We start from the raw sequence: 25375 nt of genomic DNA, 5'->3' as shown, positions 1-25375 counted from the left end.
CTGGATTTGGTTATAAAGCATGTTAAAAAATATTAAGTTGCACGTTGAAGACAACGAAGCCGTACAAGCCGATTTGGAAGCGCAGCTTGCCAGCCAGATACAGCTGCGCCTGAAAGAAAACATCCTTGCATTCCAAAGAAATATTCCCAATCTGGTGTCTTTTGTCAGAAATGCCGTGAGCCATAATATAGCGATTTTCTGTAATAAATTTGGTGAGCCAAATGTGGTTGATTACGGAACCGGACGAGTGTTATACGGTTTTCATCCCAAGCGCGAGGTGCAGCAACAAGTAGAACAATTTCTGACACATGCACCATGTGTTCAGCTCAGTGCTTCTGCAGCTGAAAATAACCAGACGCAGTGGGATGGCGTTCAGCAATGGCTGTCATATCCGCCGCTTCCGCAGTGTGTCGATGTAATGGTGGTGCTGGGAGTTGGCCTGGGTGAGCACATTAAATTATTGCTACAAACCGCGCAGATCAAAAATCTGATTATTTATGAACCTGAGGCACAGTATTTTTCCTGTTCATGCATGATCAGCAGTTGGAAAGAGATTTTTTCACTGGCTCAGCAAAAAGGCACTGCACTGTTCATTCAACTGGAAAAAGATGGCCGTGATATCCCGGCCGACATCAGTGAATTGCGTGAACATGTTGATTTTGATGAATTCTATTTATATCAACACTATAACAGTCCAGTGTTTAACATGGTATCGCGCAAGCTAAGAGAACGAGGCTGGCAGGAAAACCTCACTCATGGGTTGCCCATTCAAGCCGTATTTAAGCGTGACGAATTTGAACCACTTTGGCTACAGTCAGCAGACATTGACAAATTAACACCTGCGGTGGAAAAAAATGCCCGTTTTCAGCTTAATCTTGCTGCGTTTGAACATTATTTCCCAGATATATATCAGCAGTTTAAAGATTATTCACCGTCAAACTGGCAGACCGTTTTAAGCGCTGAGGAGGAATGTAATCTTCTCAGTAAATCCAGCATGCACACTTGGTACGGCGAGTCACCCAAATCAGAATCTGCCGTGGCATATAGTGCCTATGCCTCGCACCCCAACAGGGATGGTTTGGTATTGGGCTACAACGGCACTAAATTACGTCATTATCTGCACTATAAAATGGTACTTGAGAGCGAGGCGCTGTTGCGCTCGATTAGTGAAAAGAACGGCGCACTGCCAGATACTATTAAGTCTCTGATTATGTTCGGTTTGGGAGCGGGTTATCAACTTGAGTCTCTGTTAGATAATCACCAGGTTGAAAAATTGTTTCTGTGCGAGCCAAATCGAGATTTTTTTTATGCGTCTCTGCATGCTATTGATTGGGCCGGTATTCTTAAAAAGACGGATGATGCTGGCTATCGAATCTATATCAATATTGGTGACGACGGCGCGAATTTGTTTCGCGACCTATTGAGTCAGTTTTATGCCATAGGCCCCTATAATCTGGCACAGACGTATTTTTATCAGGCCTACTATAACGCAGAATTAAACCAGGCTATCTCTCAATTGCGTGAACAGTTGCAGGTTGTTATCGCGATGGGGGAGTACTTTGACCACGCATATTACGGTATAAATCAAACGGTGGAGGGGATCAGTCGGGGTTATCCTCATCTGCTGAAAAATGCCGCGCAGTTGATATCTGCTGACCAAAAAGAATGTCCGGTTTTTCTTGTAGGCAATGGACCATCTCTGGATTATTCCATAGAAGTAATCAAGGAAAATCGCGATAGTGTGATTGTTGTGAGTTGTGGTACGGCACTACAGACTTTGCATCGACACGGCATTGTGCCCGATTATCACGCCGAGATTGAGCAGAATCGTTCTACCTACGATTGGGCCGTGCGATTGGGCAATAAAGAATACCTGAAACAAATTACGCTGCTTTCGTGCAACGGCATTCATCCTGATACCTGTGAGTTGTATAAATCGACGATGGTCGCATTCAAAGAAGGCGAGTCATCCACTTCGTCAAACCTGAATTTGTTAGAACAGTCGAAATATGCGCAATTGAGTTTTGCCTTTCCTACGGTTAGTAACTTCGCTCTGAACTTGTTTACCTTACTCGGATTTAAACAACTTTATTTGTTTGGTATCGATTTGGGATTCATTGACAAATCGCATCACCACTCGAAGTCGTCGGGATATTACGACGAGCAGGGGAATCCGCTGTACGATTACGAGGAGAAAAACAACACAGGGTTAATCGTGCCGGGCAATTTTGTGCCTAAAGTCAGTACAAAGCACGAATTTAAAGTATCCAAAATGCTGTTGGAAGACTTACTTAGGAATTATAAAGGGGATTGTTACAACACCAGCAATGGTGCCCGTATTAATTACTCCCAGCCATTGCCTATCGAAAACGTATTGGTGTTGTCTACACCTGCGCTGAAGGTTGCGGCCATGACTAGTATGGAAGAAAAGGCGTTTTCGCCGATCCAGGCAGCGAATTACAAAGAGGACTTTAGTCAGCGTTATCAATCGGTTATTACACGTCGAGAATTAGCCAAAATGGCAGAACATATCGAATCCACACGAAGTGGTGAACAGGATATTCCATGGTTAGTAGAGCGACTAAAAAATCAACTTTTTTCATCCTACGCTAAAGGCCGGTCTTTATTGTTTTACTACCTGTACGGCACGATTAACTTCGCCAATGCGTTTTTGTTAAAAGTCGATGCAGCAGAAAATAATGAAGACGCTGTGAAAGAGGCATTAGCAATTTTCAGTAAACGTTTTAATCAAATCGCCGCTAAGATCAATGCCAATGTGTTTGGCTTTGATATTACCTCATCGTTTGGCGGTTTGCGCGAACGGGAATATCTGCGAGCCCTGCCGGTTAAGCCTGTTATACCTCTGGTAAGACAGTTTTCCGGCCGTTGTTCGGGCGCTGAGTTTGATTATAGTAACTGGTTTGAAACCGTGACGGATTCGAATGCCCTGCTGTCTGCTCCTTCGGGCATCTATTGGGCTGATGAGCCGCGAGCACTTGATCAGGTTCAGCAACAACTTGCACCTGACAGTCGTTGGTTGCTTGCGATGGTCGGTCCGACATTGGACTGGAAGCCGGATGCTTCTGCTAAACACAGTTACAGTATGGTTGTCCCACTGCCGCATTTTGACGCAGATGCACCCGATATTTGCCTGGGTTTCAAACCGGTCATGAATCAGCGCATGTACGAAATTCAAATGAAAAAGTGCTTTTTAATGCGCGAAGATGCGCTGTGGTTTATCCCGCGTTTCAGCTTTGTGGCGGGAAACCGTGACGCATCATTGGCGTGGTTGTCTGAGTTGGTGGAACAATTACCCGCGTGGGATAATTTTATATTGTATCCCGGTTATCTTGCCATTCCACGGGACCCCAATCATCCCGCTATTCGGGATGCGCTGGGCGGGCGAGCTGAATGGGTACAGGAGCCCTTGAGTGCTGAACATCTACTCGGGGAAACCGTAACGCAAAAAGAGTTTTTCAACTTAAAGCGCACCTTCCACAAGGACTAAGGCAGATGAATGTTTTGGCGTATTACAATAATGATTGTGGATTAAGGTTAGGAAACCGGTTCCTATGACGATTGCAGAAGACTATCAGAGTGCGCTGAATGCGTTATTGGATGAGCCGGTTTATGGCTTATCTCAGTCTGAAAAGAAGACCCGATTACAATCGGTGTTTGCGCTATTGCATCAGCATCATAGTCAGCATTGCACGCCATACCACAATATGTTCAGACAGCCGGTTTCCCATAATACACCCTTGGAGCAATTGCCGTTCATGGCTGTGCGTTTGTTTAAGCTGTTTGCGCTTAAAAGTGTGCCGGATAACGACGTTGTGAAGTGTTTGATGTCGTCAGGTACCAGTGGGCAGGTGCCGTCGAGGATCTTCCTCGACAGCCTGACCAGTCGCATGCAATCCAAAGCACTGGTGAAAATTCTTCAACAGTTTTTAGGCAAACAGCGACTACCCATGCTGATTATTGATAGTCCTGACGTCAAAGGCGCAGATGGAAAGCTCAATGCCAGAGCAGCCGGCATTCAGGGGTTGGCGATGTTTGGCCGCGACCATACTTACGCGCTAAACCCGGATATGACCCTCAATTCTGACGCGATATCTGCGTTTTGCCAACGCTACCAGGACCAGCCAGTATTGGTATTCGGCTTTACCTTTATGGTATGGCAACATTTCGTCAGCGCACTAAAAACGTCAGGTATAACGGTACATTTACCTCATGCACATTTGTTTCACAGTGGTGGATGGAAAAAACTGGAAGCGCAGAAGGTCAGTAATGAGACGTTTAAACAACAACTTCTTGCTGTGGCAGGAATATCTGCTGTAACCAACTTTTATGGTATGGCTGAACAAGTTGGCTCGGTTTTTATGGAGTGTGAGCAGGGAATGCTACATGCTCCGGTTACTGCAGAGGTATTAATTAGAAACCCCTATGATCTTTCATTAGTGAAAACAGGTGAATGCGGCCTGATCCAAGTACTGTCAACGTTACCGTATTCCTACCCGGGCTATAGCATTTTAACAGAGGACCGCGGGACCGTACACGGCGTGGACGATTGTATGTGTGGCCGGTCAGGCACCTATTTTACGGTGCAAGGGCGGTTGCCAAAAGTGGAAGTGCGCGGCTGCAGTGATACCAGCAGTTCGATGGGCTCAGGAGCGTAGTAATGGATAAGCATAATCTGTTCGATAGTGTGCTACCTGCGTCATCGTCTTTGAATGACCTTGTAACACATCCGCCGATGCCAGTGGCGTCACAATCGATACTCAATTTCATTCAGGCGTTGTCAGACACATTATTGAAAGACCCTGCAAGTCGTGCGTTTCCCGATATTGTCGCACTTGGATTTTGGCTGAGAGATGGCAACATTAAACAACTGGTGAAGCAGATAAACGGTTATGGTCAACAGGCATTAATTAAACCCGTCGGTACGGTAGTGCATTACACGCCAAACAATGTGGATACCATGTTTTTATACAGTTGGGTATGCGCGTTGTTAATGGGAAACCGAAATGTGGTGAGGCTAGGCAGTGCAGATAGCCCGGCAAAACATCTGTTGTTGGCCTGCTTGGAACGATTATTTTCGTTGCCGGAGTATTCTGATATTGCGCTTAGAAACCTGTTTGTTCAGGGCGCAAAAAGCGATGAAAGTAATCAAGCATTGGCTCAGATTGCAGACGCAAGGGTGTTGTGGGGCGGTGACAATAGCGTGTTAAGCATTAAGCAGTACGCCGCAAAGCCCCGATGCCGGGACATCAGTTTCGCTGACCGCTATTCGGCAGTGGTTATAAATGGTGACAAACTCACTGATGGTGAGCAGTTGAATACCTTGTGCGAGTTGCTCTGGCAGGATGCCAAACCCTATGCGCAGCAAGCCTGTTCATCTCCTCGTGTGCTGTTTTGGTTGGGCAACAAAAATCTGCAAAGTGAATTTGCTCGTGTGTTAAATCATCAAGCGTTAAGTGAAAATGCCAATCCTAACGAAGGTATTTCCAGAGTAAACGAGCACCTTGTAGTATCTCAGTGGTTACAATGTCAGTCGTTTGCCGACGCCCCGCTGGTAATGAACCGCGTGAGTGTTATACCGGTCCATCAGGTCAATACTGAAATGATGGTTATGCATTGTGGGGATGCGCTGTTTTACCTGCAATCTTTGGATAGTCTTGACGACCTTGCAAATTGTTTACCCGCCCGCGTGCAAACCCTTACCTATTGGGGGGTAGAACGCGATGCACTATTAAAGTTACTGGCCGAACCGTCGATACAAGGTGTAGATCGGTGCGTGTCGGTGGGTAAAGCGCTGACATTTTCACCAGAGTGGGATGGCTATCGATTATTAGTGTCTCTATCTCGTTATGTTCAACTGGACTGGGGTTAATGTTTCAAGCGTTAGCGTTTGCTTTTACTACACTGCTGATAAGTCTATGCCTGCTGCGTGCGGTAAAAACACTGCGCGGGCAGCGCGGTGCGTTAACTCAACAGATTTGTCTCGACGATCTGGTATGCCTGCTATTGCCGTCTGCGATCGTACTCTTTGTCCATGTTGTTAACTGGCCTGCATTTACGTTGATAGCTGTTGTTGTAATGGGATTGTACGGTGTGTTGGTGTGGCTGGACGCCGTGTTGTTTGTGCAGTATCGCATTGAAATTAATCGCCAGACGCTGGCTTGGTTTTTCACAGGTAGCAGAGGGCTGGCAAAAGGCTTGCCCCATTTACTTGCCCTGTTTTCACGTTTTCCGATCACGTTACTTATTCCGGTGGTTTGGTGTATGGCGATGGTCTCACTTATTGCTTCGACATTGCCGCTCAACGTGCTGGTTGTAAGCGTATTGCTCTCTACAGTGTGTCGCTGGCGCATTCAGGCGGGTATTGCCGAAGTGGGCGTATTGCTGGTTCTGATGGTGATGGTAATGAGCTGGCAACCTGATCTACCCTTGATAGCCATGGACATAGCTGGCAGTACGTTTCTTGGTGTCGTTGCGTTAATCGGCCTGATGATATTAATGCGCAAGTTGTTCGTGTCTCAGCACGAATTTTTAACTGCCCCCACTTTACTGTCCAATATTGTTGCCAGTGACGAGTTTGATGCACCCGAGGGATTTGCTGCTCGTACCGAGCATCAAAAATTCGTTTCAGCTGACACTCCACCCAAAGAAAAAAGCCGATACTTCGGACAATGTAAACAGGCGAACATTATTCTGGTAACTATGGAATCGCTGGGCTGTTATATCAATCCCTATATCAATCCTAACAGCGGACAGGGCGCACATTCCAGACTAGCAGAGCGACTTGCTGGTAATAGCTGGATGTCGAAACAGCATTTTAGCCTGTGTCCGAATACCACGGTATCAACCAATCAAATGTACACGGGGTTTTACTCGAATAATCCTTACAATAAGGCTGATTCGCTGTTTCCGGGCAAGTCACCCCAGCATATTTCACACTTGCAGAAGCACGGCTATAAAGCCTTATTTGTCGATAGTGCCGACACGGGTTTATACGATTATCATCGCTTACTGTCGCGGATTGGCTTTGATTGTGTTTGGGGTACCAAGGATATTCCGGCAAACGGATTACAGGCTGACTACCGCTTGTGGAATATGGTTGACGTGATTGCAGAGGAAGTCGCCGACACACCCTTTTTCTTGCACGTGATCAACGATCAGACCCACATGCCTTACGAAATTGTGGATAGCGCCCGTTTTAACCGCCATCGCGGTAATAGTCAAAAAGCCAAATATCTGAATGCAGTAGAAGAAGTTGATTTTATTCTTGATGAGTTTCTGCGTCGATTAGGTGACAAGCTGGACCTTAGCAATACCATCGTCGTGTTTACCGGCGATCACGGTGAATCCTTTGGTGAGTTTGGCTATAGCTTTCACAGCAACTCCGTGATCCTGCCACAGATACACGTCCCCTTTATGCTCAGTCACCCGAATTTACCCTCGAAAACACTTGAGCATTCGAGTCATTTTGACCTGTTTCCGACGTTTTTCGATTTACTGGGGATTGATTATGCCTACGATTGTCTGGGCAGCTCATTAGGCCTCGACGATCGCGAGTTTGCGTACTTTGCTCATTCCGCCACATTAAAAGGCAATTCCCCGGCAAACTTCGGATTTATTCGCGACGGCGAATTGTTATGGATGGATCGACTGTTCAATCAGGTCTCACTATTGGGCAGTGACCAGAATCGTAAGACGCTGGATACCAAAGAACAGGCCTATGCCAAAGCCTTGCTTTATCAGATGTTATCGGCCCGCGGAGTGATTCAAGCATGAATGGCATTACTACAACCGTATCCGGTTATGCTCCTTTTGTTGAGCGTGCACTTGCGACCGTTCATGAGCAAGGTATACAACTGGTTTCTCTGGATATTTTTGATACCCTGGTATACCGACGGGTGACAAGGCCTGCGGAAATATTCAAATACGCCTTTGAGCGTGTGCAATCTGCGCTATCGTTACCCATGACGGCAGCCGAATATTGTGAACTGCGCGTCAGTACTGAAGTGCGGGTCAAACGTGAAAGCACTCACGGTGAAGTGAGTTTAGAAACCATTATTGACGGGTTACCTTTCCAGCCAGAGGTGCGTGCTGAATTACTTGTGGCAGAACTCGCTACCGAAGCCGAATTCGGTTTTGTTAGCGAAGAAATGGTGCAATTGGTTGAAGCACTCTGTGACATGAATGTGCCTGTAGTGCTTATTTCAGATATGTATCTGAGCAAAACACAAATTCAACAAACCTTTTTTACGCACTATCCGCAGTTGTTGGCATTGCCATTATTTGTTTCCAGCGAATATCAGAAGAATAAAGCTTCGGGCACCTTGTTCCAATTTGTTCAGACGCAATACCAGATTGATTATGCTAATTGGTTGCATGTGGGTGATAACCGGGTTGCTGATCGGGACATGCCCGTAAAGTTAGGTATGCATGCAGAGTTACTGGGTAGTGCGTTGGAGCAGATCGCGATCCTTCGTCAGGAAGCGGGGCTATTCAGCACGCCGCAGCCTTTTAATGCTGCCCGGCTAATTGCCGGCACCTTGTATGTGCCAACCGGTGCGGGAACGGCGTTCTCCCTCGCAACATTTGTGTGGGGGCCGATATTACTGGCCTTTGCTGACTGGATCATCGACCAGGCCAGATCGTCAAACAGTCGCAGTATTCTGTGTCTGATGCGCGAAGCGGAAGTATTCGCCCCAATAGTTGAATGGCGACTGGCACATCGACAGGTTCAAGGCATCGCGGTCCACAAACTCTATGCGTCGCGTAAATCTACCTTTTGGCCTGCAATCGACGTGACGGCTGAGCAGTGGTTTGAAGATTTAGTGTATGTGCTTGTCCAGCGCCGGGGATACTCAGTAAGTGATTTCTATCGCGATTTTCGACTGCCACAGGATGACATTTATCATCAGTATGAAGCCGTCGCCATTCGCGATACTGACGGCGTGTTTCATCAGGGCATGAATTTACTGAAACTGCTTACTGACAAAGCCAGAGATAACAAAGCTGCAGTTGAAGCGTATATTAATGAGCAGCGTGCGCGATTTGTGCGTTATTACGAACACCACATTGGCACACCATTGTCTGAAAGTTGTGTGGTGGATCTGGGGAACGGCGGCACCATTCCTCATCACATTGAATGTATTCTCTGCTGTCAGAGCGCGGCTAACCTGTTGTTTTACAGTTCTGAGCGCATTTACCGCTACGCACAGAAAACCCATTTCAGCACCTTCATTGGTGCGCAATCTGATAGCCGCAACGTTCGTCAGTTGTTGTCGCGTTCACCCGAGTGTATCGAGCCGTTCCTGGTAGGCGATTGTGGTACGGTGACCGGCTATAGCGACGATGCCCATGCCACACCGGTTCAGGCTGACAGGATTGAAGAGAACAGTGCAAATGTGAAGGCGTTCCTGGCCGGATTACATGCCTATTTTTCGGTGCATCATCGTTATGATTTGCCAACTGCCACGGCAGATCAGGTGTTGCCTATCTTGTTTCGCTATTTACAACTGCCGTGTAAACCCGAAGCACAGTTGTTTACCGAACTGCTTCATCAGGATAACTTCGGTTCTAATCTGGCATATCCGATTATTACTGATGCCCAGTGTAAAGAAGTGGCTGAGTGGCCAATCGCTGATTTTTACCTGACGTTCAGCCAGTACCCCAAAATTAAAGTAGGTAAAATCCACTGGCCACAGGCGGTGATAACCCTGTGTGATGACAAGTTTTTGGCCCGCCAGTATGGATTGATGTCGATGGACACCGATACGGATGTGTTAAACCTGGTAGAGCGCATACTGGATCAACAGTGGCAATCCTTTTCGGTGTATGGCGCCGGATTGTTTTTCGAAAAACTGCTGCCTTATCTGAACAGATATAACCTGAATATTGAACATCTGATTGATCGAAAAGCGGATATCTCAGGGCCCTATGAAGTTGCCGGCTTTACTGTTAAACCGTTAAAACAGGCACTGGATGAAGGGTGCGGGAACATTCTTATTTCGTCTTTCGCGTTTAAGGAAGAGATCGCCCGTAATATTCACGAGCAATCTGTAGAACGTGGCCTGGGCAACCTCAATATTTTGAGTTTGTAGAACATAATTAACCGACCTACGCCGGAGCGTGAGATACCCATGAAACTGTCTGCTGATCATAGTTTGCCAATGGCACCTTACACAGATGCGCCCGTGTTCAGCGTGTTTAACGAACATGTTAAGGCATGCATGGCGAAACATTATTCCCCTGTCATGCTGGCCAATCCCAACGCGCAAGGCGACCAACATTTCTTGTGCGAGCAGCAGCATGTTGCTGATCTGTTTGGTTATCTGGAAACGTTAACCGGGCAGTGGCAGGCGCAACATGAACTGTATGTCACCGTAGCAAAATCCGCTAACGATCAGCTGGGACAACAAGCGTTGGAAAACCTGTTTTATCAGGCCGGGTTTCATTTGGATGCCCGGGAGTGGCTGCAACGCGACTATGCAGGGTTACAGGACAACCGGGCATTTGACACGACAACCTTTCGTCGAATCAAGAAAACAGGTCACCCGTTATGCACGCTGAACAACCTGTTGGCAGAGCGCGATTTGCACATGGACATGCTAAGGGAGTTCTCCTGTCGTTCAGATGCACATGTATTCCGTTATGCTTTTGCACAGCATTTTATTCGCCCCGGAGACAGGTTACTGGATTGTGCCTGTGGCCTGGGGTACGGCAGTTATCTGATGTCACTGAATGACCGCCTGAACAACATTACTGCGGTTGATATTTGTAGTGAAAGTGTGAGTTACGCCAATCAGGTCTATGGTCATGGCAAACTGCATTATGAAACGCTGGATATTGATTGTTATGCGGATACGCAGTTTGAACCCTTCGATCTGATCACGTCGTTTGAAACCATTGAACACGTAAAAGACTATCACTCATTCTTCAAACTGTGTTTGCGTAGCTTGAAGCCGGATGGCAGGGTAATTGCCAGCGTGCCGTATATGTGGGTGGATGAGACCGGCAAAGATCCCAATCCCTATCACTTTCACGAATTCGACTGGAAAAAGTTTGCTGCCTTATTTGCTGAATACGGTTTTGTGATTGAAGCACGCTATCATCAAACTGCACCGGGTGGGTTTAAATTAACCTCAACACCGCGACGGTTCGACAAATCCTCGGTAGACGCCGGGGAAATTGAAACAGAGTGGCTGGTGGTGGTCGCGACGCCGGATCTTACTCACCCGCTGTGGCAGTCTCAGCAGTCGTTAGCATACAGCAACCCACAATACCCACAGGCTTCATTACCTGCCTATGTGGACTTTGACGCGGGTTATCACAATCCCTGGTTACACCGTCAGCTGGTTCAGGTTGGCCAACGCATAGAAGATGCCGATATTCGTCGTCGCTACGTGGAGTCGCTGTTAGCCAGCGGGGCAAAAGATCACTGTCTGTTGTTAACCATTCAGGGTTATTCACTGGATGCTAACTCTACCAAAATCAATGCCTGGCTGGATTCAGCTGAAACGGCGTTGGATCAGTTCGAGAGTGATACAGAACGTCATCCTTTTGCAATACGCTGGTTAGTCTCACTGGCGTATCTGAGCGCTATCAAGTGTTACGAGCAAGGCGATTTTTTACGGGCAAAGGGATTATTTCAACGCGTTCTGGATGCAAATTGCAGCGCGTTCTGCCCGGTGCTCAATGTCAAAGCGGTAGAGGCCTGCTTTGCATTGGCAAAAATCGCCCTTTACGAAGATCAGCGTGAACAAGCCGCAGCCATACTGAATACGGGTAAACACCTGGTATTTGAAGCAACGGCGGTATTTAAACAGGCCGTTGAACAACAGCAGGATCAGATTGGCGAATTCCTTTGGTCGGAAATGGCCGAGCTTTTCGATGCTGGCGCATTACTCAATAAGATGGCGATAGCTTTGTCTCACAATCAAAGTACGTCTCACATTTTGCGTCAGGCTGCTGAATGGGAGCAGAACAAACGGTTTGGCTTGTTTAACCTGGTCGAAAAATACCGTAAGTCATCCGATCTTACGGTGCAAGCTGACATGCAACTGGTGGCGCAATCCTTTGTCAATAAGCTGGTGGCGAAGGCGATGAATTTAGCACGCCGTGACAACATCCACATTTGGGGTACCGGAGTGGTTGCGCAGAAGGTCGGTGAGGCACTGGCTAAAAAAGGGGTGAAGGTGAGTGGATTTATTGATTCACAGGCACGAGCCGGGCAGCAGTTTGCAGGTTTACCCGTTATTACTCCGGCTGACTTTGACACAGATTCCGCCGCCCAGGTTATTCTGACGTCGGTGGGATCGTCTGCACAACTCGCCGAGCCGCTCGAAGAGCAGGGTGTCGCTTGCGTGTATCTTGCCTGAACATTTATGACGGTGAGTAAATGAAAAAACAACAGGTTGCCGTTATCGGTACAGGTAGCAGCGCAGAGCAATACCTGAGTACGGTCGATGTATCTTGCGATTTCACTTTTTTCAATTCATCCGGGCAAGGTGAGTTTCGTGGTCAGTCGGTACAGGCACTATCTTCGCTCAGGTGCGATGCTTTCGATAGCATTGTCATCGCTGTCTATGATTATGGCGAACTGTTGCCACTCATTAATGGCGTGGAAGATGCCAGATTACATTGGTTTGACGCCAAAAAAAGCGAATTAATGTATTTGACAGATCCGTATTTTGACAACCCTCAGGCCTGTCTGGATAACAGAAGCGTGCTAACGGTGATATACGATATGCGGGTCGCGCCACCGACGTTTGATTTCCTGGTATTTCTGGTGAAATGCAGATTGGTTGCCAATGAGCGAAAACTAGCGCGACTTAAAGTAATTATTGCACCAGGCGACAATAATGGCTTCAGAGCCAATATTGATTTCTTCTCGGTTAGTGAGATGAACTTCCGTGTTACTCACTTACTGTTACCTCTGGTTAAACTGGTCGACCCGACTGCGGATTTACACCTTGTAGGCAATCGGGCTGAGGCAAGAAAATTATTTCAATCCGCAGAATTTTGCTATCCCGAAAATCACAACTTCGTCAATCCGGTTGCAAAACATCACTACTTCGAATTATTTCGGTTCATGGATGCTGATATTGAACATCGTATTGTCGAACCGTCAGAAATTTGTCGACGTCAGTTGATAGAATGGCTTTCTACGCGCGATGTTGTTCGGGATAAGCTTGTAACGATCACATTACGGGAGTCTGACGCGCACACAGGCCGAAACAGTCAGGTTGAAATCTGGCGGGAAGTTGCCAGCAGGTTAGTTAATTCAGGATACGATGTTGTAGTGGTCCGTGATACTGCTAAAGCATTGATTCCGCTTGACTGGGACGGGGTTGTTGAATGCCCTTTGGCTGCTGTCGATGTTGAAATGAGAGCTGCGCTTTATGATCTTTCCTGGTTGAATCTGGCCATCAGCAGTGGGCCTTTGGCGCTCTGTCTGCTTATGAAGCAATGTCGATATATTTTGTTTGGCATGTATAATGCTAGTTGCACATCAAATACTTATGAACATCTCGAACGTATTGGATTTGCTAAAGACTGCGATCAAATCAAAGGTGGCGGGGATGGGCAATTTATCTGTTGGAACGACGTGACCGCAGAAAATGTACTGTCTGAGATAACACAAAAATTTGGAGTAACTATCCAATGAAAATATTAGTAACCGGCGCTTGTGGATATAAAGGTTCGGTGTTAATTCCGAAACTGCTTGCGAAAGGCTATTCGGTCGATGCCCTTGATATTCAGTGGTTTGGTAACTTTCTGCCTGAACATGAAAAGCTCAACGTTATTAAACACGACGTTCGCGACACGGCCAATATCAATTTGTCTGGCATCGATGCCATTATACACCTGGCCTCTGTAGCCAATGACCCCTGTGGTGACTTAGACCCCAAATTAACCTGGGAAGTCAGTGCCCTGGCCACCATGCAACTGGCTGACAGAGCAGCCCGGGAAGGTATCAAACACTTTATCTATGCGTCATCGGGCAGTGTGTATGGCGTAAAAGACGAAGATCAGGTTACCGAAGATTTAACGCTGGAGCCTATTTCGGAATACAACAAAACTAAGATGGTGTCGGAGCGCGTGTTGCTTAGCTATGCTGACGCCATGACCGTACAAATTGTGCGCCCAGCAACGGTGTGTGGGTTGTCTCCGCGCATGCGATTAGATGTAGCGGTGAACATGCTTACCATGCAGGCTCTGATGAATGGCGAGATCACCGTATTTGGTGGTGACCAGGCCAGGCCCAATATTCACATTGATGATATTACCGACCTTTATATTTTCCTGCTTGAGCATCCGGAAGTCACGGGTGTCTACAACGCCGGTTTTGAAAATATCACCATAATGGATATCGCTGATCGTATCGGCAAGAGTATCGATACTCAGATTACCGTAACACCCTCTAATGATCCGCGCTCTTATCGTGTGAATTCAGACAAACTACTGGCAACCGGTTTTGCTCCCAAGAAGACAGTGCAGGATGCCATTGACGAAATCACCGCGGCATACCATTCAGGTGCATTAACCAACGAAGACCGTTGGTATAATCTGAAGTGGATGCAGCAGGAAGTGCTCTGATGAAAGCACTCATTGAACGGTATCAGTCGCGCCTTTCTGAACAGGTGGCCGCACTGAATATAGATGCCATCAGCCAACTTGGCGACGCGCTTTTAGATTGTATTGCGAATAACAAGCAGGTTTTTATTTGTGGTAACGGTGGTAGTGCCGGTAATGCCGTGCATCTTGCTAATGATTTTCTATACGGAATTTGCCCAAGTGGTGAGCGTGCACTAAAAGTGGAGGCCTTATCCGCCAACACGTCGGTGCTTACTTGTCTGGGTAATGATTTAGGTTACGACAAGATTTTTTCTCATCAGCTGGTGGTTAAAGCCTCGGTGGGTGATGTGCTAATGGTGCTGTCCGGCAGCGGCAATTCACCAAACATTGTAAAAGCACTCGAAGTGGCCAAAGAGATTGGTATGACGTCATTTGCCTTACTTGGCTACAGTGGCGGCAAGGCGTTAACACTGGCCGATTGTGCTATTCACAATGCGGTGGACGATATGCAGGTGGCCGAAGACCTGCAACTGATTGTCGGGCATATGCTAATGCAATATTTGCATGAGGAGCTGGCGAAATGACTGACACCATTGCCGTTTTAGGCAGTAATTCTTTTTCAGGTGCAAGTTATGCCAAATATCTGTTAGCGCAGGGAAAACGGGTGATAGCAATCAGTCGTTCAGCAGAACCGGTTGATGCGCTTCTGCCTTATAAGTGGGTTGAGCACAGTAATCTGGCATTCCACCAACTGGATTTAAATAAAGATCTCGATGCTATCGACGCGCTACTCGATAAATACAAAGTGCCTACGGTAGTGAATTTTGCTGCGCAGAGTATGGTTGGTCAATCCTGGGACTGGCCTGAACACTGGTTTATGACCAACGCGGTCTCAACCATCAAGTTTCACAATCGCTTGCGTCACAAAGATTACCTGAACCGTTACGTGCATATTTCCACGCCGGAAGTCTATGGTTCTATGTCGGGGTTTGTTGCCGAGCACGATCATTATCGTCCCAGTACCCCTTACGCGGTATCCCGCGCTGCAGCTGATTTGAGTTTGCAAACTTTCTTTGACGTCCACAAGTTTCCGGTGGTATCGACACGTGCGGCCAATGTGTACGGGCCGGGCCAGCAGCTCTATCGAATCATTCCCAAAACCATCATGAGTATTTTATTGGGGCAAACACTGCCGTTGCACGGCGGTGGTCATTCAGAGCGATCATTTATTCATATCGACGACGTATCGTCTGCCACACAACGCATTTGCGAGCAGGGTACGCTGGGTGAGAGCTATCATATCTCTACGGAACGCACAGTCACTATCCGGGCTCTGGTTGAAATGATATGTGACCTGATGCACGTTGATATACACAACGTATGCCAAATCACAGAAGACCGTCCGGGCAAAGATTCAGCTTATTTATTAGACGCGACCAAATTGAGGTCGCAATTGGGCTGGCGTGACCAAATTAGTTTAGAGAGTGGTATTGAGCAAACGTTGAATTGGGTAAACACTTACTTTGACGTATTAAAGCATCAGCCGCTCTCCTACGAACACAAAGAATAGGAAATCAGTTACATGGAAATCGACCTGCTAAGAAATTATCCAAAAACCAAGCGCAACACGCAGGCCCGAAGCGAAGAGAAAACACCAGAAGTTCGTGCCATTGCCCGCCAGTTTGGTGCCGAATTTTTCGATGGCGATCGCCAGTTTGGCTATGGCGGATTTAGCTACAATGCCCGGTTTTGGCAACCGGTTATCCCTGATCTTCGGGCTCAATACGGCTTAAGTGCTGAAAGTGCTGTACTGGACGTGGGTTGTGCCAAAGGATTCTTTCTTTACGATCTGGAACAAATTATTCCAGGTATCACTGGCAAGGGTATTGATATATCCGAATACGCCATCGCCAATGCAAAACCCGAAGTGGCCGCTAACATGCAGGTGGGGTGTGCGACTAACTTACCTTTCGACGACGACAGCTTTGATTTGGTGATGAGTGTTAATACCGTACACAACCTCGAAAGAGAAGAGTGTGGGAAGGCCCTACAGGAAATAATGCGCGTATCGCGTGGCAACGCCTTCATTACCGTTGATGCCTATCGCAATGCTGAAGAAGAAGCGCGTATGTACGAATGGAACCTCACCGCTAAGACGATTATGCACGTTGATGAGTGGAAAGCCTTTTTTAACGAAGTCGGCTACACCGGCGATTACTTCTGGTTTATCCCATGAGTGCATTACTCAAGTACTATCAGCAGGTATTGCGTATTCGGCGAATCGAAGAAGCCATTGCGGCGCGATACAGTGAACAGCAAATGCGTTGTCCTACCCATTTGTCGATAGGACAAGAAGCCGTTGCTGTAGGGATATCCGCTAACCTGACTACTGCCGACAAAGTGTACAGTTCTCATCGCGCTCATGCGCATTACCTCGCTAAAGGTGGGTCACTCGAGCGACTTATTGCTGAATTGTATGGCAAGGAAACAGGGTGCACGGGTGGCCGTGGTGGCTCTATGCACCTAAGTGACTTAGCCGCTGGCTTTGTGGCCAGTACCGCAATCGTGGGGAACAGTATTCCCCTGGCAGTGGGAAATGCGTTGCATCAGCAGGTCCAGTGCCTGAATGAAATGTCGGTGAGCTACTTTGGTGAAGGGGCTACCGAAGAAGGCGCGTTTTACGAATCTGCCAATTTCGCAGCATTGCGGAAACTGCCAGTGCTGTTTGTGTGTGAAAATAACCGCTACTCCGTGTATAGCCCTATGTCTGTCAGACAACCCCCAAACCGTTCTATTGTTGAATTAGCAAAAGCAATCGGGCTGAACGCCGTTGATGTCGACGGGAATGATGTCGAGCAAGTGGCGTCGGTGAGTGCACAGTTAATTGACGGCATTCGTGCCGGAAACGGCCCTGCACTAATCGAATGTCATACTTACCGACACCGCGAACATTGTGGCCCCAACTTCGACGATGATTTAGGTTACCGTCCCGAGGAGGAAGTACAACACTGGTTGTCGCGGGATCCGGTTAAAGTATTGGCTGATGCATTGTCTGCACAAGGGCTTTCACAAGCAGAATTTGAAGACTTGGAAAACCAAGTGCAACGCGAGATTGAATATGCGTTTGACAGCGCGTTAGCAGCGCCGTTTCCCGATCCAGCTAACAACGGGCAGTATGTTTATGCAGAATAAGGCTATGACGACCTTCGCCGAGCAGGTCAATCGTGCTCAGCATGAAGCCATGAAGGCCGACCCGGGTATGCTGGTTTTTGGATTAGGCCTCACCGATCCAAAAGGGATTTTCGGCACAACTTCCGGTTTGGGTGAAGCCTTTGGTGAACAGCGGGCATTTGATATGCCTACTGCCGAAAATGGCATGACCGGTATTGCTGTTGGTGCTGCGTTAGCTGGCAGCAGGGTGTTAATGACACACCAACGCCTGGATTTCTTTTTACTGGCCATGGATCAGTTGGTCAACAACGCCGCAAAATGGCATTACATGTTCAACGGACAGATGAAAGTCCCTTTGACTATCAGGCTGATTATTGGCCGCGGCTGGGGGCAGGGGCCCACCCATGCGCAGAATTTACAGTCGTGGTTTGCGCATATTCCTGGCTTGAAAGTGATCGTTCCCAGTACAACGGATGCAGTAGCTAATCAGCTGTATTCTGCCATTATGGATGACAGTCCGGTGATCTTTATCGAGCATCGCTGGTTGCATCAGCAGCAGTGCGAGCAGGCAAGGATTGGTGATATTACAGCAAAGCCACAGTCAGTAAGGATTCACAGAACGGGAACTGATTTTACCATAGTGGCGAATAGCTACATGGTACTGGAGGCGTTGGTAGCAGCGAAACAGCTGTCAGCGCTCGGAGTTGAGACCGACGTGGTTGAAACTTCTGAGCTAGAACCTGCAACCTGGCAGCCGGTTTACGATTCAGTATCAAAAACCGGACGTGTCATTATTTGTGACAGTGCACATACGTCGTTTTCTGTTGCTTCCGAAATAATGTGCAGTGTAACAGAGAAATGCTTTGGCTCACTAAAACAGGTACCAATCAGAATGGGCTTACCGGACTACCCGGAACCCACCAGTATTGCGCTGACTAAACATTTTTACCCAACAGCCGATAGCATTACAAAGATGGTAATGTCGTCATTACAGCGTGAAATACCAAAGAGTGTTTATCAGAATATTGGAAATGACCGGACCAGACCACATGACGTGCCTGGTGAGTGGTTTAAAGGGCCTTTTTAGTTAAGCACAGATAACGATATGTTTTACTATACAAGCACAGGTAGTGTTTGAGTTGGGCCTTACAAAACAGCGATAGAAATATGAATATAGCAATTATAGGTTCAGGAAACATTGGCACCGATTTGCTTCTCAAAGTACTCAGGACTGATGGGATGCATTGCAAACTATTTGCCGGCAGAAGAAAAGACAGCCCGGGTTTGGCTATTGCTTCAAAGCACGGAATCACTGTATCCACGGATGGCATCAACGGTGTGTTAAAAATACTTAATACACTGGATGTAGTATTCGATTGTACAGGTGCTGACGCACATCGCTCTCATTGGGAATCCCTTAAGAAATCCCATGTCAAAGTGGTTGACCTGACACCGTCGAACATCGGCATTCCAATTATTCCCTCTGTTAACCTGCAAGACGTGCATTGTGCTCAAAATTTAAGTTTAGTGACGTGCGGTGGACAGGGAGCTATTCCTATTGCTTACGCTCTGAAACAGGCTATTCCTGATCTGGATTATTTTGAAGTGGTAAATACCATTGCTTCAAAAAGCGCAGGGCCTGCTACTCGAGACAATCTTGATGACTATATCACCACCACTGAGTCTGTACTGAAGCGGTTAACCGGGGTGAAAGACGCGAAAGCCATATTGATTTTGAATCCGGCGGAGCCGTGTATCAACATGAAATCAACGGTATTTGCCTCCTCGCGTAACGCGTTCAGTGAACACGATAAAGAAAAAATCACCCGTTCTGTCAATGAGCTGGCTGCGTCTGTAAGCCAGTATGTGCCTGGTTATCGAATCACGATGCAGCCGGTTTATGACGGGAAGAACTTGATGGTGAGTATTGAGGTGCTAGGGATTGGTGACTACTTGCCTCGATACGCCGGAAATCTGGATATTATTACGGCTGCAGCCATTGCTGTTGCTCAATCTACGAATCAAGTCGTTAAGCGAGCTGCCAATGCCTAGTCAACAGATTACCATACTTGACCCGTCGTTAAGAGACGGCAGTCACGCTATCGGACACTCACTGACACCAGAAAGTGTGGCCAGATATGTACAACTGATTGATGCAGCAGGTGTGGATATTGCCGAAGTCGGGCATGGCCTGGGATTGGGAGCATCAAGTGCGCAAGTGGGTTTCAGTAAGTTCTCAGATGCCTGCCTTAATCGTGCAGCACTAGATGCGGCAAAACGCATCAAAATTTGTAATTTTGTGATCCCAGGGTTTGCCACTGTAGAAAGAGATATTGCTCCGGCCATCGAACAAGGAATCAGTGTTTTTCGGTTTGGTACGCATTGTACTGAAGCGGATTTATCCAAAAGGCATATTCAGTTCGTACGTAAACAAGGTGCAACGGCAATGACCAGCCTGATCATGTCTCACATGGTGAGCGCAGAGACCTTGTTAGACCAGGCATTGAAGCTTCAGGATTATGGCGCGAGCAGCGTAACGTTGATGGATTCAGCCGGGGCATATTCTATGTCGGAAACGACGGACAAGATCTCAACGCTGGTGGAAGGACTTAATATCGATGTCGGATTTCACGGTCATAATAACCTGAGTTTGTCTGTGGCTAATTCCGTGATTGCGGCGAAGTGTGGCGCGAAAATCGTAGACGGGACAGCCAGAGGGTTTGGCGCTGGGGCGGGTAATACGCCTATCGAGACGATGGTTGCTGCATTGCATAAGGAACAATTCTCGACAAATGTCGATTTAATGAAACTGCTTCAGGCGGGCGCTTATGCAGAAGCCACCTTTATCGAGACCTTGCCTTGCATAACTGAGAGCGGTGTCATTAGTGGCTTCTACGGCATATGTGGTGCGTTCCAAAAACACATACTTTCTGCGTCTGCAAGATTTGGCGTATCAGTAGAAGAAATTTGCCAGGAGCTGTCTAATCGAAAAGCAGTGGCGGGGCAGGAAGACCTCATTTACGAGATCGCCGTTAACTTACAAAAACGAGTTGCCAATGAGTAATTATAAAAATTATGAACATATCACACTGGATAAGGTAAGGCATACATGTGAGATTTGTAACTCCGACGCATTAACCGAAGTAGTAAGCTGGGCAGACTTTCCCTTTACTGAAGTCTATATTCCCAGTGATAGCTATGTGCCTGAGACTTATGCTCGTTCTGATTTAGTGCTGCAATACTGTGAAAGTTGCACGCATTGTCAGCTGAAAAACGTGGTTGACCAAAAGCTCGTATACGGTGAAGGGAGCGATTATATTTTTCGTAGCTCGCAAAGCTACAGCGCCCGGAAGTCCTACGAAACGTTTTTGGAGTTTGCAGGTAAAGTTATCAATAATGATTCGATGGGCAATGTGCTGGAAGTCGGATGCAATGATTTGTATATGATCCAGTATATGAAAGATCACTTTACCAGCTACACAGGCATTGACCCTGTGCTTGGAAAGCTTGATACCACTGACTTGCCCGACAATTGTCATGTAGTTGCTGACTTCTTTGAAAATGTTTGTTTGGAAAACACCCCTGACGTCGTTATTTGTAAAGACGTTCTGGAGCATGTTGTAGAGCCTTTTAGCTTTATCGAAAAATTGGTTGAGAAAGGCAACGACGACACCTTGTTCCTGGTACAGGTACCTATCATGGAAACCATTTGCTCAGGGCGTCGGTTCGATCAGGTTTTCCATCAGCATTTAAACTACTACAGCCGTCATTCGTTTGAAGTGATGTTACAAAGACTGAACTGCTCACTTGAATACTTCGATATAAATCATTTTCACTGGGGCGTCGGTTTATTTGCGTTTAAAAAGGGTAAGGCAACACTCAGTGATAAGCAGGTAAATCTGGCTGAGATAAGCCATGCCCGGGATGTGTTTTTACAGCGCATGAAGGTTGCTCAGGATTGTCTGGAACAACAGGCAGGTCTTGGGCCATTAGTCGGCTTTGGCGCGGGGTTGATGCTGAGCGTTTATGCCTACCATATTCCTGCTTTAGAACTACTGTCCTTTATTATTGATGATGATGAAACCAAGCATCAAACCAAATGTTTACACCTGCAAAAGAAAATTAAAAGTAGCAGTGATATTGATTTCTCAAACGTGGCACTCATTCTTGCCGCCGTATCGTCTCGCGCCAATGTGTTAAAAATGATGAATAAAGCCATTGAGTGGACTCCGAGAAACATCATCAATGTAGCCTACGAAATATAGCGAGAAAAATTATGGATTTGGGACTCAAGGGTAAAAACGCGGTTGTCACCGGTGGTGCATCGGGAATTGGCAAAGCCATTGCGTTGGAACTGGCTAGTGAAGGCGCTCGTGTTTTTGTGACATCAAGAGATGAAAAGAAACTCGAAGATATATTGTCTTCCTTGAATAGTATCAGCAGCGGTCACGGTGGATTAGTCACAGACCTGGTGTCTCCTGGTGAAATCGATGCGCTTTACGATGCCGCTATCAGTTTGTTTGAGCAGGTCGATATCGTAGTAAACAATGCGGGAACGACGCAGGGTATTACCGATCCCTATTGCGCTATCGAAGATTGGCGAAAGGTATTTCGCTTAAACCTGGAAGTGCCTATCGAGATTAATAATAAGTTTTTACCCGGAATGAAAGCCCGGGATTGGGGGCGTATCGTAAATATTTCCGCTGGTGCTGCACTGGAGAACAGTGGCCCTGTGACTTATTCATCTTCGAAAGCAGCCATGTCTGCCTATACCCGTTCAATGGGACGTATTCTGGCAATTGAGAATAACGATGTTGTAATGAGTGCTGTATTACCTGGCGTCATTATTACAGAAGATGGACATTGGGGCGGAAAATATAAAGAAGACAGTGAACACGCTCAAAAATACCTGAAAGATCGATGCCCTATTGGACGTTTTGGCAGACCTGAAGAAGTGGCGTGTCAGGTGGTATTACAATGTTCAAAACGCGCAAGTTTTTTTCATGGATCAAATGTTCTTGTCGATGCCGGCCAGGCAAAACATTACATGTACAGTAATTACCTGGATTAATCATGAAGTTAACCGATTATCTTGTTCACTTTTTAGAAAAAAAAGGGGTCAGATACAGTTTTGGTGTTACAGGCGGCGCTGCATGCCATATTTTTGATTCTCTGGCCAAGTCATCGCAGATCAAAACGTATTTTAATCACCACGAGCAAGCCTCTGCACTGGCGGCTGTCGCATCTTCAAAATACAACGATGTACCCGCTGTTACGGTGGTAACGACAGGTCCTGCCGGAACCAATACATTAACAGGCGTGCTTGCTGCGTGGCAGGATTCTACGCCAATGATCGTTGTGTCCGGGCAGGCTCGCTCAACGCAGTTATCCGCTCCTCTTAAGAATATTCGTCAGCGAGCGCTACAGGAATTTAATATTTCGAATTTAGTCAAACCCATCACTAAATTTGCAGAGACCATAATGGAACCGTCGCAATTCCCCCAGATGCTTGAAGACGCCTGGGCAGCCGCTCATGAGGGAAGGCCAGGACCTGTCTGGATTGATATCCCTCTGGATATGCAATGGCGAGATGTACCCGAGAATGGCCTGATATCAGCGGTTGAGATTGAAACGTGCACATCTGACGTTGAATCCGACGGTATGCTTATCGAGTTAGCTCAGGCAATAAAAAGTGCGAAGCGTCCGGTATTTTTAGTGGGCGGTGGGTGTCGCCAGGATAAAACCGAACTTAATCGTTTACTTAAAACGTTGTCTTTACCCGTAGTGACGAGTTGGCAAGGGGCTAATCTAATCGAAGCCGATAATCAGTCACTTTGCCTTGGTCGGGTTGGGGTTTATGGTCAGCGAGGCGCTAATTTTTGTATTCAGAATGCAGATTTAGTCATCGCAATGGGGACCAGTCTGGGCTCTTGCATTATCGGTAATATTCCCGAGAACTTCGCCCGTGAAGCGCAGGTGTTCTCTGTAAACATCGATTGTGATGAGTTATCACAACCTATGCTGGAAAAACTAAAGTCGGTACCGGTACCTGTAAGTGATGCACTCATCTATTTACGGGCTACCTGCAGTGAGGCTGGGCCAATCGAAGACTGGTGTGAGACGGTGGAACAATACAAATACCTGAACGAGCTCGACTACAGTAAACTGCCGTGGATGACTGATAATTTCGTTGAATCCTACAAACTGATAAGCGAATTATCTGCCTACGCCGGTGAGCAGGATGTCTTTGTGGCGGATGGCGGTGGTACCGTGTTGTTTTCAACGTTTCAGGCGGTGCAATTAAGACGGAGTCAACAATTGCATTGCACCACCAGTATTTGTGCGATGGGGACTGGGCTACCTGAATCCATAGGGATTGCTACTTCCGCCAATATGGCACAACATCGCGTATTTTGTTTTATTGGTGATGGCAGTCTGCAGTTTAATGTGCACGAATTACAAACCATTCGGCACCACGATCTGAATATCAAAATTGTTGTGGTTAACAATGATGGATATCAGGCAATAAAGCAGACCCAGAAAGACTATTTCGAGTCAAAGTTTGTGGGTACATGTGAGCAAGACCTAAGCTTACCGGAAACCAAAAATATTGCGGCAGCATACGGCATAGACTATGTGAATTTGCGCTCAGAGCAGGATATCAAACAGTGGTTAAGTTCTGGTTGTCAAAAAATGGGCCCGCAAGTCATAGAGCTCTATGTTGACCCCCGTTCTGAAGTGTTTCCTGTACAAGACAAAACGTTCAATGAAGATGGCACAAGCACGCCATTACCGTTGGAGAGAATGGCACCGCAATTATCAGATGATGAGTTTAAACGATTAATGAAAGTGCCTATGGTCTGAGTTTATTAGAATCTGACGTGCTTTGCTCAATAAACGGAGCACGTGTTATGTAGCGCTTCGCTTTGTATTCCAATTGAGCAATAGCATAACTCTCAGGTGTGCCAATATCCCGATGGTACATGTGATTGGTCCAGGCCTGAATTTTGCCCAGCATGGCTGGAATGACCTGAGTACTGATATCATTCGCCTCGTTTTCTACAATCCAATGCAACATCTGTTGGCTCATGATATAAACTGCACCGTTGGCCAGTTTGCCCGGCGGATTAGCCACTTTTTCATGCATGGCTACCACCGTGTTTCCCTGTAATTCGACAATGCCACAAGACGACGGCGTATCGGTTTCAAATACCATCATGGTCATTTCGCAGCCATCGGGGCGTTGCTGATGTGCCTGAATAAAAGCATCCAGGTCGAAGGCCGACAGGTTATCCGCGTGGATCACCACAACATCCTCACTGAGGAGTTGTGAAGCATTGTGTTTCAAAGTGCCGGCAGTTCCCAGTAGTTCAGGCTCATACCAGTTTTTCACCTGCGGGAAGGCAGCCCATTTGTCGTTGAGAAAGGCTGCCACTACATCTGAAAAGTAATGCGTGTTAACAAAAATGTCGGAGATCGATGCAGAGTGGGTAAGCTGCTTCAACCAGATATCCAGTAGCGGTTGTCCGTTGATGGGCACCATGCATTTAGGCTGCGAGTTGGTAATCGGCCGCAGACGGGTACCAAGCCCTGCAGCCAGTAAAACTGCCTGCAT

At 47.0% G+C, this 25375-nt stretch carries 19 protein-coding genes; 18 read left to right on the top strand and 1 reads right to left on the bottom strand.

The annotated features are described in order from the left end of the window. Nucleotides 1-19 precede the first annotated feature (19 nt). From FJ444_RS01495 to FJ444_RS01410, 18 genes are all read left to right on the top strand, one after another. Entirely contained in the window at nucleotides 20-3508 is a 3489-nt protein-coding gene (locus FJ444_RS01495) for a 6-hydroxymethylpterin diphosphokinase MptE-like protein (protein WP_140956135.1), read from the top strand. 64 nt (nucleotides 3509-3572) lie between these two features. Beyond that, nucleotides 3573-4676, top strand: coding sequence for an acyl-protein synthetase (locus tag FJ444_RS01490; protein ID WP_181405021.1), 1104 nt, complete (start codon nucleotides 3573-3575; stop codon nucleotides 4674-4676). Nucleotides 4677-4678: 2 nt separating this feature from the next. After that, a complete protein-coding gene (locus tag FJ444_RS01485) occupies nucleotides 4679-5890 on the top strand; it encodes an acyl-CoA reductase (RefSeq protein WP_140956134.1) in 1212 nt (403 codons plus the stop codon). Beyond that, on the top strand, nucleotides 5890-7794 hold the full coding sequence (locus FJ444_RS01480) for a sulfatase-like hydrolase/transferase (RefSeq protein WP_140956133.1): 1905 nt from the start codon (nucleotides 5890-5892) through the stop codon (nucleotides 7792-7794). Before FJ444_RS01485 ends, FJ444_RS01480 begins: the two co-directional genes overlap by 1 nt. After that, nucleotides 7791-10112, top strand: a complete 2322-nt coding sequence (locus FJ444_RS01475; protein ID WP_255438879.1) for a hypothetical protein — start codon at nucleotides 7791-7793, stop codon at nucleotides 10110-10112. Before FJ444_RS01480 ends, FJ444_RS01475 begins: the two co-directional genes overlap by 4 nt. Before the next feature lie 39 nt (nucleotides 10113-10151). Continuing rightward, entirely contained in the window at nucleotides 10152-12389 is a 2238-nt protein-coding gene (locus tag FJ444_RS01470) for a bifunctional 2-polyprenyl-6-hydroxyphenol methylase/3-demethylubiquinol 3-O-methyltransferase UbiG (RefSeq protein ID WP_140956132.1), read from the top strand. Nucleotides 12390-12409: 20 nt separating this feature from the next. Then, a complete protein-coding gene (locus FJ444_RS01465) occupies nucleotides 12410-13678 on the top strand; it encodes a hypothetical protein (RefSeq protein WP_140956131.1) in 1269 nt (422 codons plus the stop codon). Beyond that, nucleotides 13675-14610: an NAD(P)-dependent oxidoreductase gene (locus FJ444_RS01460; RefSeq protein ID WP_140956130.1), complete on the top strand. Its 936-nt coding sequence runs from the start codon at nucleotides 13675-13677 to the stop codon at nucleotides 14608-14610. Before FJ444_RS01465 ends, FJ444_RS01460 begins: the two co-directional genes overlap by 4 nt. After that, entirely contained in the window at nucleotides 14610-15173 is a 564-nt protein-coding gene (locus FJ444_RS01455; RefSeq protein ID WP_140956129.1) for an SIS domain-containing protein, read from the top strand. The genes FJ444_RS01460 and FJ444_RS01455 overlap by 1 nt, the downstream gene beginning before the upstream one ends. Then, nucleotides 15170-16159, top strand: coding sequence for a GDP-mannose 4,6-dehydratase (locus FJ444_RS01450; protein ID WP_140956128.1), 990 nt, complete (start codon nucleotides 15170-15172; stop codon nucleotides 16157-16159). The genes FJ444_RS01455 and FJ444_RS01450 overlap by 4 nt, the downstream gene beginning before the upstream one ends. A 12-nt stretch (nucleotides 16160-16171) precedes the next feature. Beyond that, nucleotides 16172-16825, top strand: coding sequence for a class I SAM-dependent methyltransferase (locus FJ444_RS01445; protein ID WP_140956127.1), 654 nt, complete (start codon nucleotides 16172-16174; stop codon nucleotides 16823-16825). Continuing rightward, nucleotides 16822-17781, top strand: a complete 960-nt coding sequence (locus FJ444_RS01440) for a thiamine pyrophosphate-dependent dehydrogenase E1 component subunit alpha (RefSeq protein WP_140956126.1) — start codon at nucleotides 16822-16824, stop codon at nucleotides 17779-17781. Before FJ444_RS01445 ends, FJ444_RS01440 begins: the two co-directional genes overlap by 4 nt. Then, the gene (locus FJ444_RS01435; RefSeq protein ID WP_219993858.1) at nucleotides 17771-18847 is read left to right on the top strand and encodes an alpha-ketoacid dehydrogenase subunit beta; all 1077 of its coding nucleotides are present in this window, start codon (nucleotides 17771-17773) and stop codon (nucleotides 18845-18847) included. The genes FJ444_RS01440 and FJ444_RS01435 overlap by 11 nt, the downstream gene beginning before the upstream one ends. Before the next feature lie 80 nt (nucleotides 18848-18927). Continuing rightward, nucleotides 18928-19812 carry an acetaldehyde dehydrogenase (acetylating) gene (locus FJ444_RS01430; protein ID WP_140956125.1) on the top strand — a complete coding sequence of 295 codons (885 nt, stop codon included), beginning with the start codon at nucleotides 18928-18930 and terminating at the stop codon, nucleotides 19810-19812. Continuing rightward, nucleotides 19805-20824 carry a 4-hydroxy-2-oxovalerate aldolase gene (dmpG, locus tag FJ444_RS01425; protein ID WP_140956124.1) on the top strand — a complete coding sequence of 340 codons (1020 nt, stop codon included), beginning with the start codon at nucleotides 19805-19807 and terminating at the stop codon, nucleotides 20822-20824. The genes FJ444_RS01430 and dmpG overlap by 8 nt, the downstream gene beginning before the upstream one ends. Beyond that, nucleotides 20817-22025: a methyltransferase domain-containing protein gene (locus tag FJ444_RS01420; RefSeq protein ID WP_140956123.1), complete on the top strand. Its 1209-nt coding sequence runs from the start codon at nucleotides 20817-20819 to the stop codon at nucleotides 22023-22025. The genes dmpG and FJ444_RS01420 overlap by 8 nt, the downstream gene beginning before the upstream one ends. 11 nt (nucleotides 22026-22036) lie before the next feature. Continuing rightward, entirely contained in the window at nucleotides 22037-22831 is a 795-nt protein-coding gene (locus FJ444_RS01415; protein WP_140956122.1) for an SDR family NAD(P)-dependent oxidoreductase, read from the top strand. Nucleotides 22832-22833: 2 nt separating this feature from the next. Continuing rightward, nucleotides 22834-24624, top strand: coding sequence for a thiamine pyrophosphate-binding protein (locus tag FJ444_RS01410; protein ID WP_140956121.1), 1791 nt, complete (start codon nucleotides 22834-22836; stop codon nucleotides 24622-24624). Here the strand turns inward: FJ444_RS01410 and FJ444_RS01405 are convergent. After that, complete coding sequence (locus FJ444_RS01405) at nucleotides 24614-25375, bottom strand: nucleotidyltransferase family protein (protein WP_140956120.1); 762 nt, start codon at nucleotides 25373-25375, stop codon at nucleotides 24614-24616. The genes FJ444_RS01410 and FJ444_RS01405 overlap by 11 nt on opposite strands.

This window comes from Aestuariibacter sp. GS-14, from assembly GCF_006494365.1.
Classification (GTDB): domain Bacteria; phylum Pseudomonadota; class Gammaproteobacteria; order Enterobacterales; family Alteromonadaceae; genus Alteromonas; species Alteromonas mangrovi.
Note: the sequence above shows the minus strand (reverse complement) of the source record. Positions and strands in the feature narration are given on the sequence as shown.

Coding starts and splice junctions, on each gene's coding strand:
- FJ444_RS01435 (WP_219993858.1), top strand. CDS start 17,771: ATGCAGAATAAGGCTATGACGACCTTCGCCGAGCAGGTCAATCGTGCT.
- FJ444_RS01475 (WP_255438879.1), top strand. CDS start 7,791: ATGAATGGCATTACTACAACCGTATCCGGTTATGCTCCTTTTGTTGAG.
- FJ444_RS01455 (WP_140956129.1), top strand. CDS start 14,610: ATGAAAGCACTCATTGAACGGTATCAGTCGCGCCTTTCTGAACAGGTG.
- FJ444_RS01495 (WP_140956135.1), top strand. CDS start 20: ATGTTAAAAAATATTAAGTTGCACGTTGAAGACAACGAAGCCGTACAA.
- FJ444_RS01430 (WP_140956125.1), top strand. CDS start 18,928: ATGAATATAGCAATTATAGGTTCAGGAAACATTGGCACCGATTTGCTT.
- FJ444_RS01420 (WP_140956123.1), top strand. CDS start 20,817: ATGAGTAATTATAAAAATTATGAACATATCACACTGGATAAGGTAAGG.
- FJ444_RS01460 (WP_140956130.1), top strand. CDS start 13,675: ATGAAAATATTAGTAACCGGCGCTTGTGGATATAAAGGTTCGGTGTTA.
- FJ444_RS01480 (WP_140956133.1), top strand. CDS start 5,890: ATGTTTCAAGCGTTAGCGTTTGCTTTTACTACACTGCTGATAAGTCTA.
- FJ444_RS01410 (WP_140956121.1), top strand. CDS start 22,834: ATGAAGTTAACCGATTATCTTGTTCACTTTTTAGAAAAAAAAGGGGTC.
- FJ444_RS01470 (WP_140956132.1), top strand. CDS start 10,152: ATGAAACTGTCTGCTGATCATAGTTTGCCAATGGCACCTTACACAGAT.
- FJ444_RS01445 (WP_140956127.1), top strand. CDS start 16,172: ATGGAAATCGACCTGCTAAGAAATTATCCAAAAACCAAGCGCAACACG.
- FJ444_RS01405 (WP_140956120.1), bottom strand. CDS start 25,375: ATGCAGGCAGTTTTACTGGCTGCAGGGCTTGGTACCCGTCTGCGGCCG.
- FJ444_RS01465 (WP_140956131.1), top strand. CDS start 12,410: ATGAAAAAACAACAGGTTGCCGTTATCGGTACAGGTAGCAGCGCAGAG.
- FJ444_RS01415 (WP_140956122.1), top strand. CDS start 22,037: ATGGATTTGGGACTCAAGGGTAAAAACGCGGTTGTCACCGGTGGTGCA.
- FJ444_RS01450 (WP_140956128.1), top strand. CDS start 15,170: ATGACTGACACCATTGCCGTTTTAGGCAGTAATTCTTTTTCAGGTGCA.
- FJ444_RS01485 (WP_140956134.1), top strand. CDS start 4,679: ATGGATAAGCATAATCTGTTCGATAGTGTGCTACCTGCGTCATCGTCT.
- FJ444_RS01490 (WP_181405021.1), top strand. CDS start 3,573: ATGACGATTGCAGAAGACTATCAGAGTGCGCTGAATGCGTTATTGGAT.
- dmpG (WP_140956124.1), top strand. CDS start 19,805: ATGCCTAGTCAACAGATTACCATACTTGACCCGTCGTTAAGAGACGGC.
- FJ444_RS01440 (WP_140956126.1), top strand. CDS start 16,822: ATGAGTGCATTACTCAAGTACTATCAGCAGGTATTGCGTATTCGGCGA.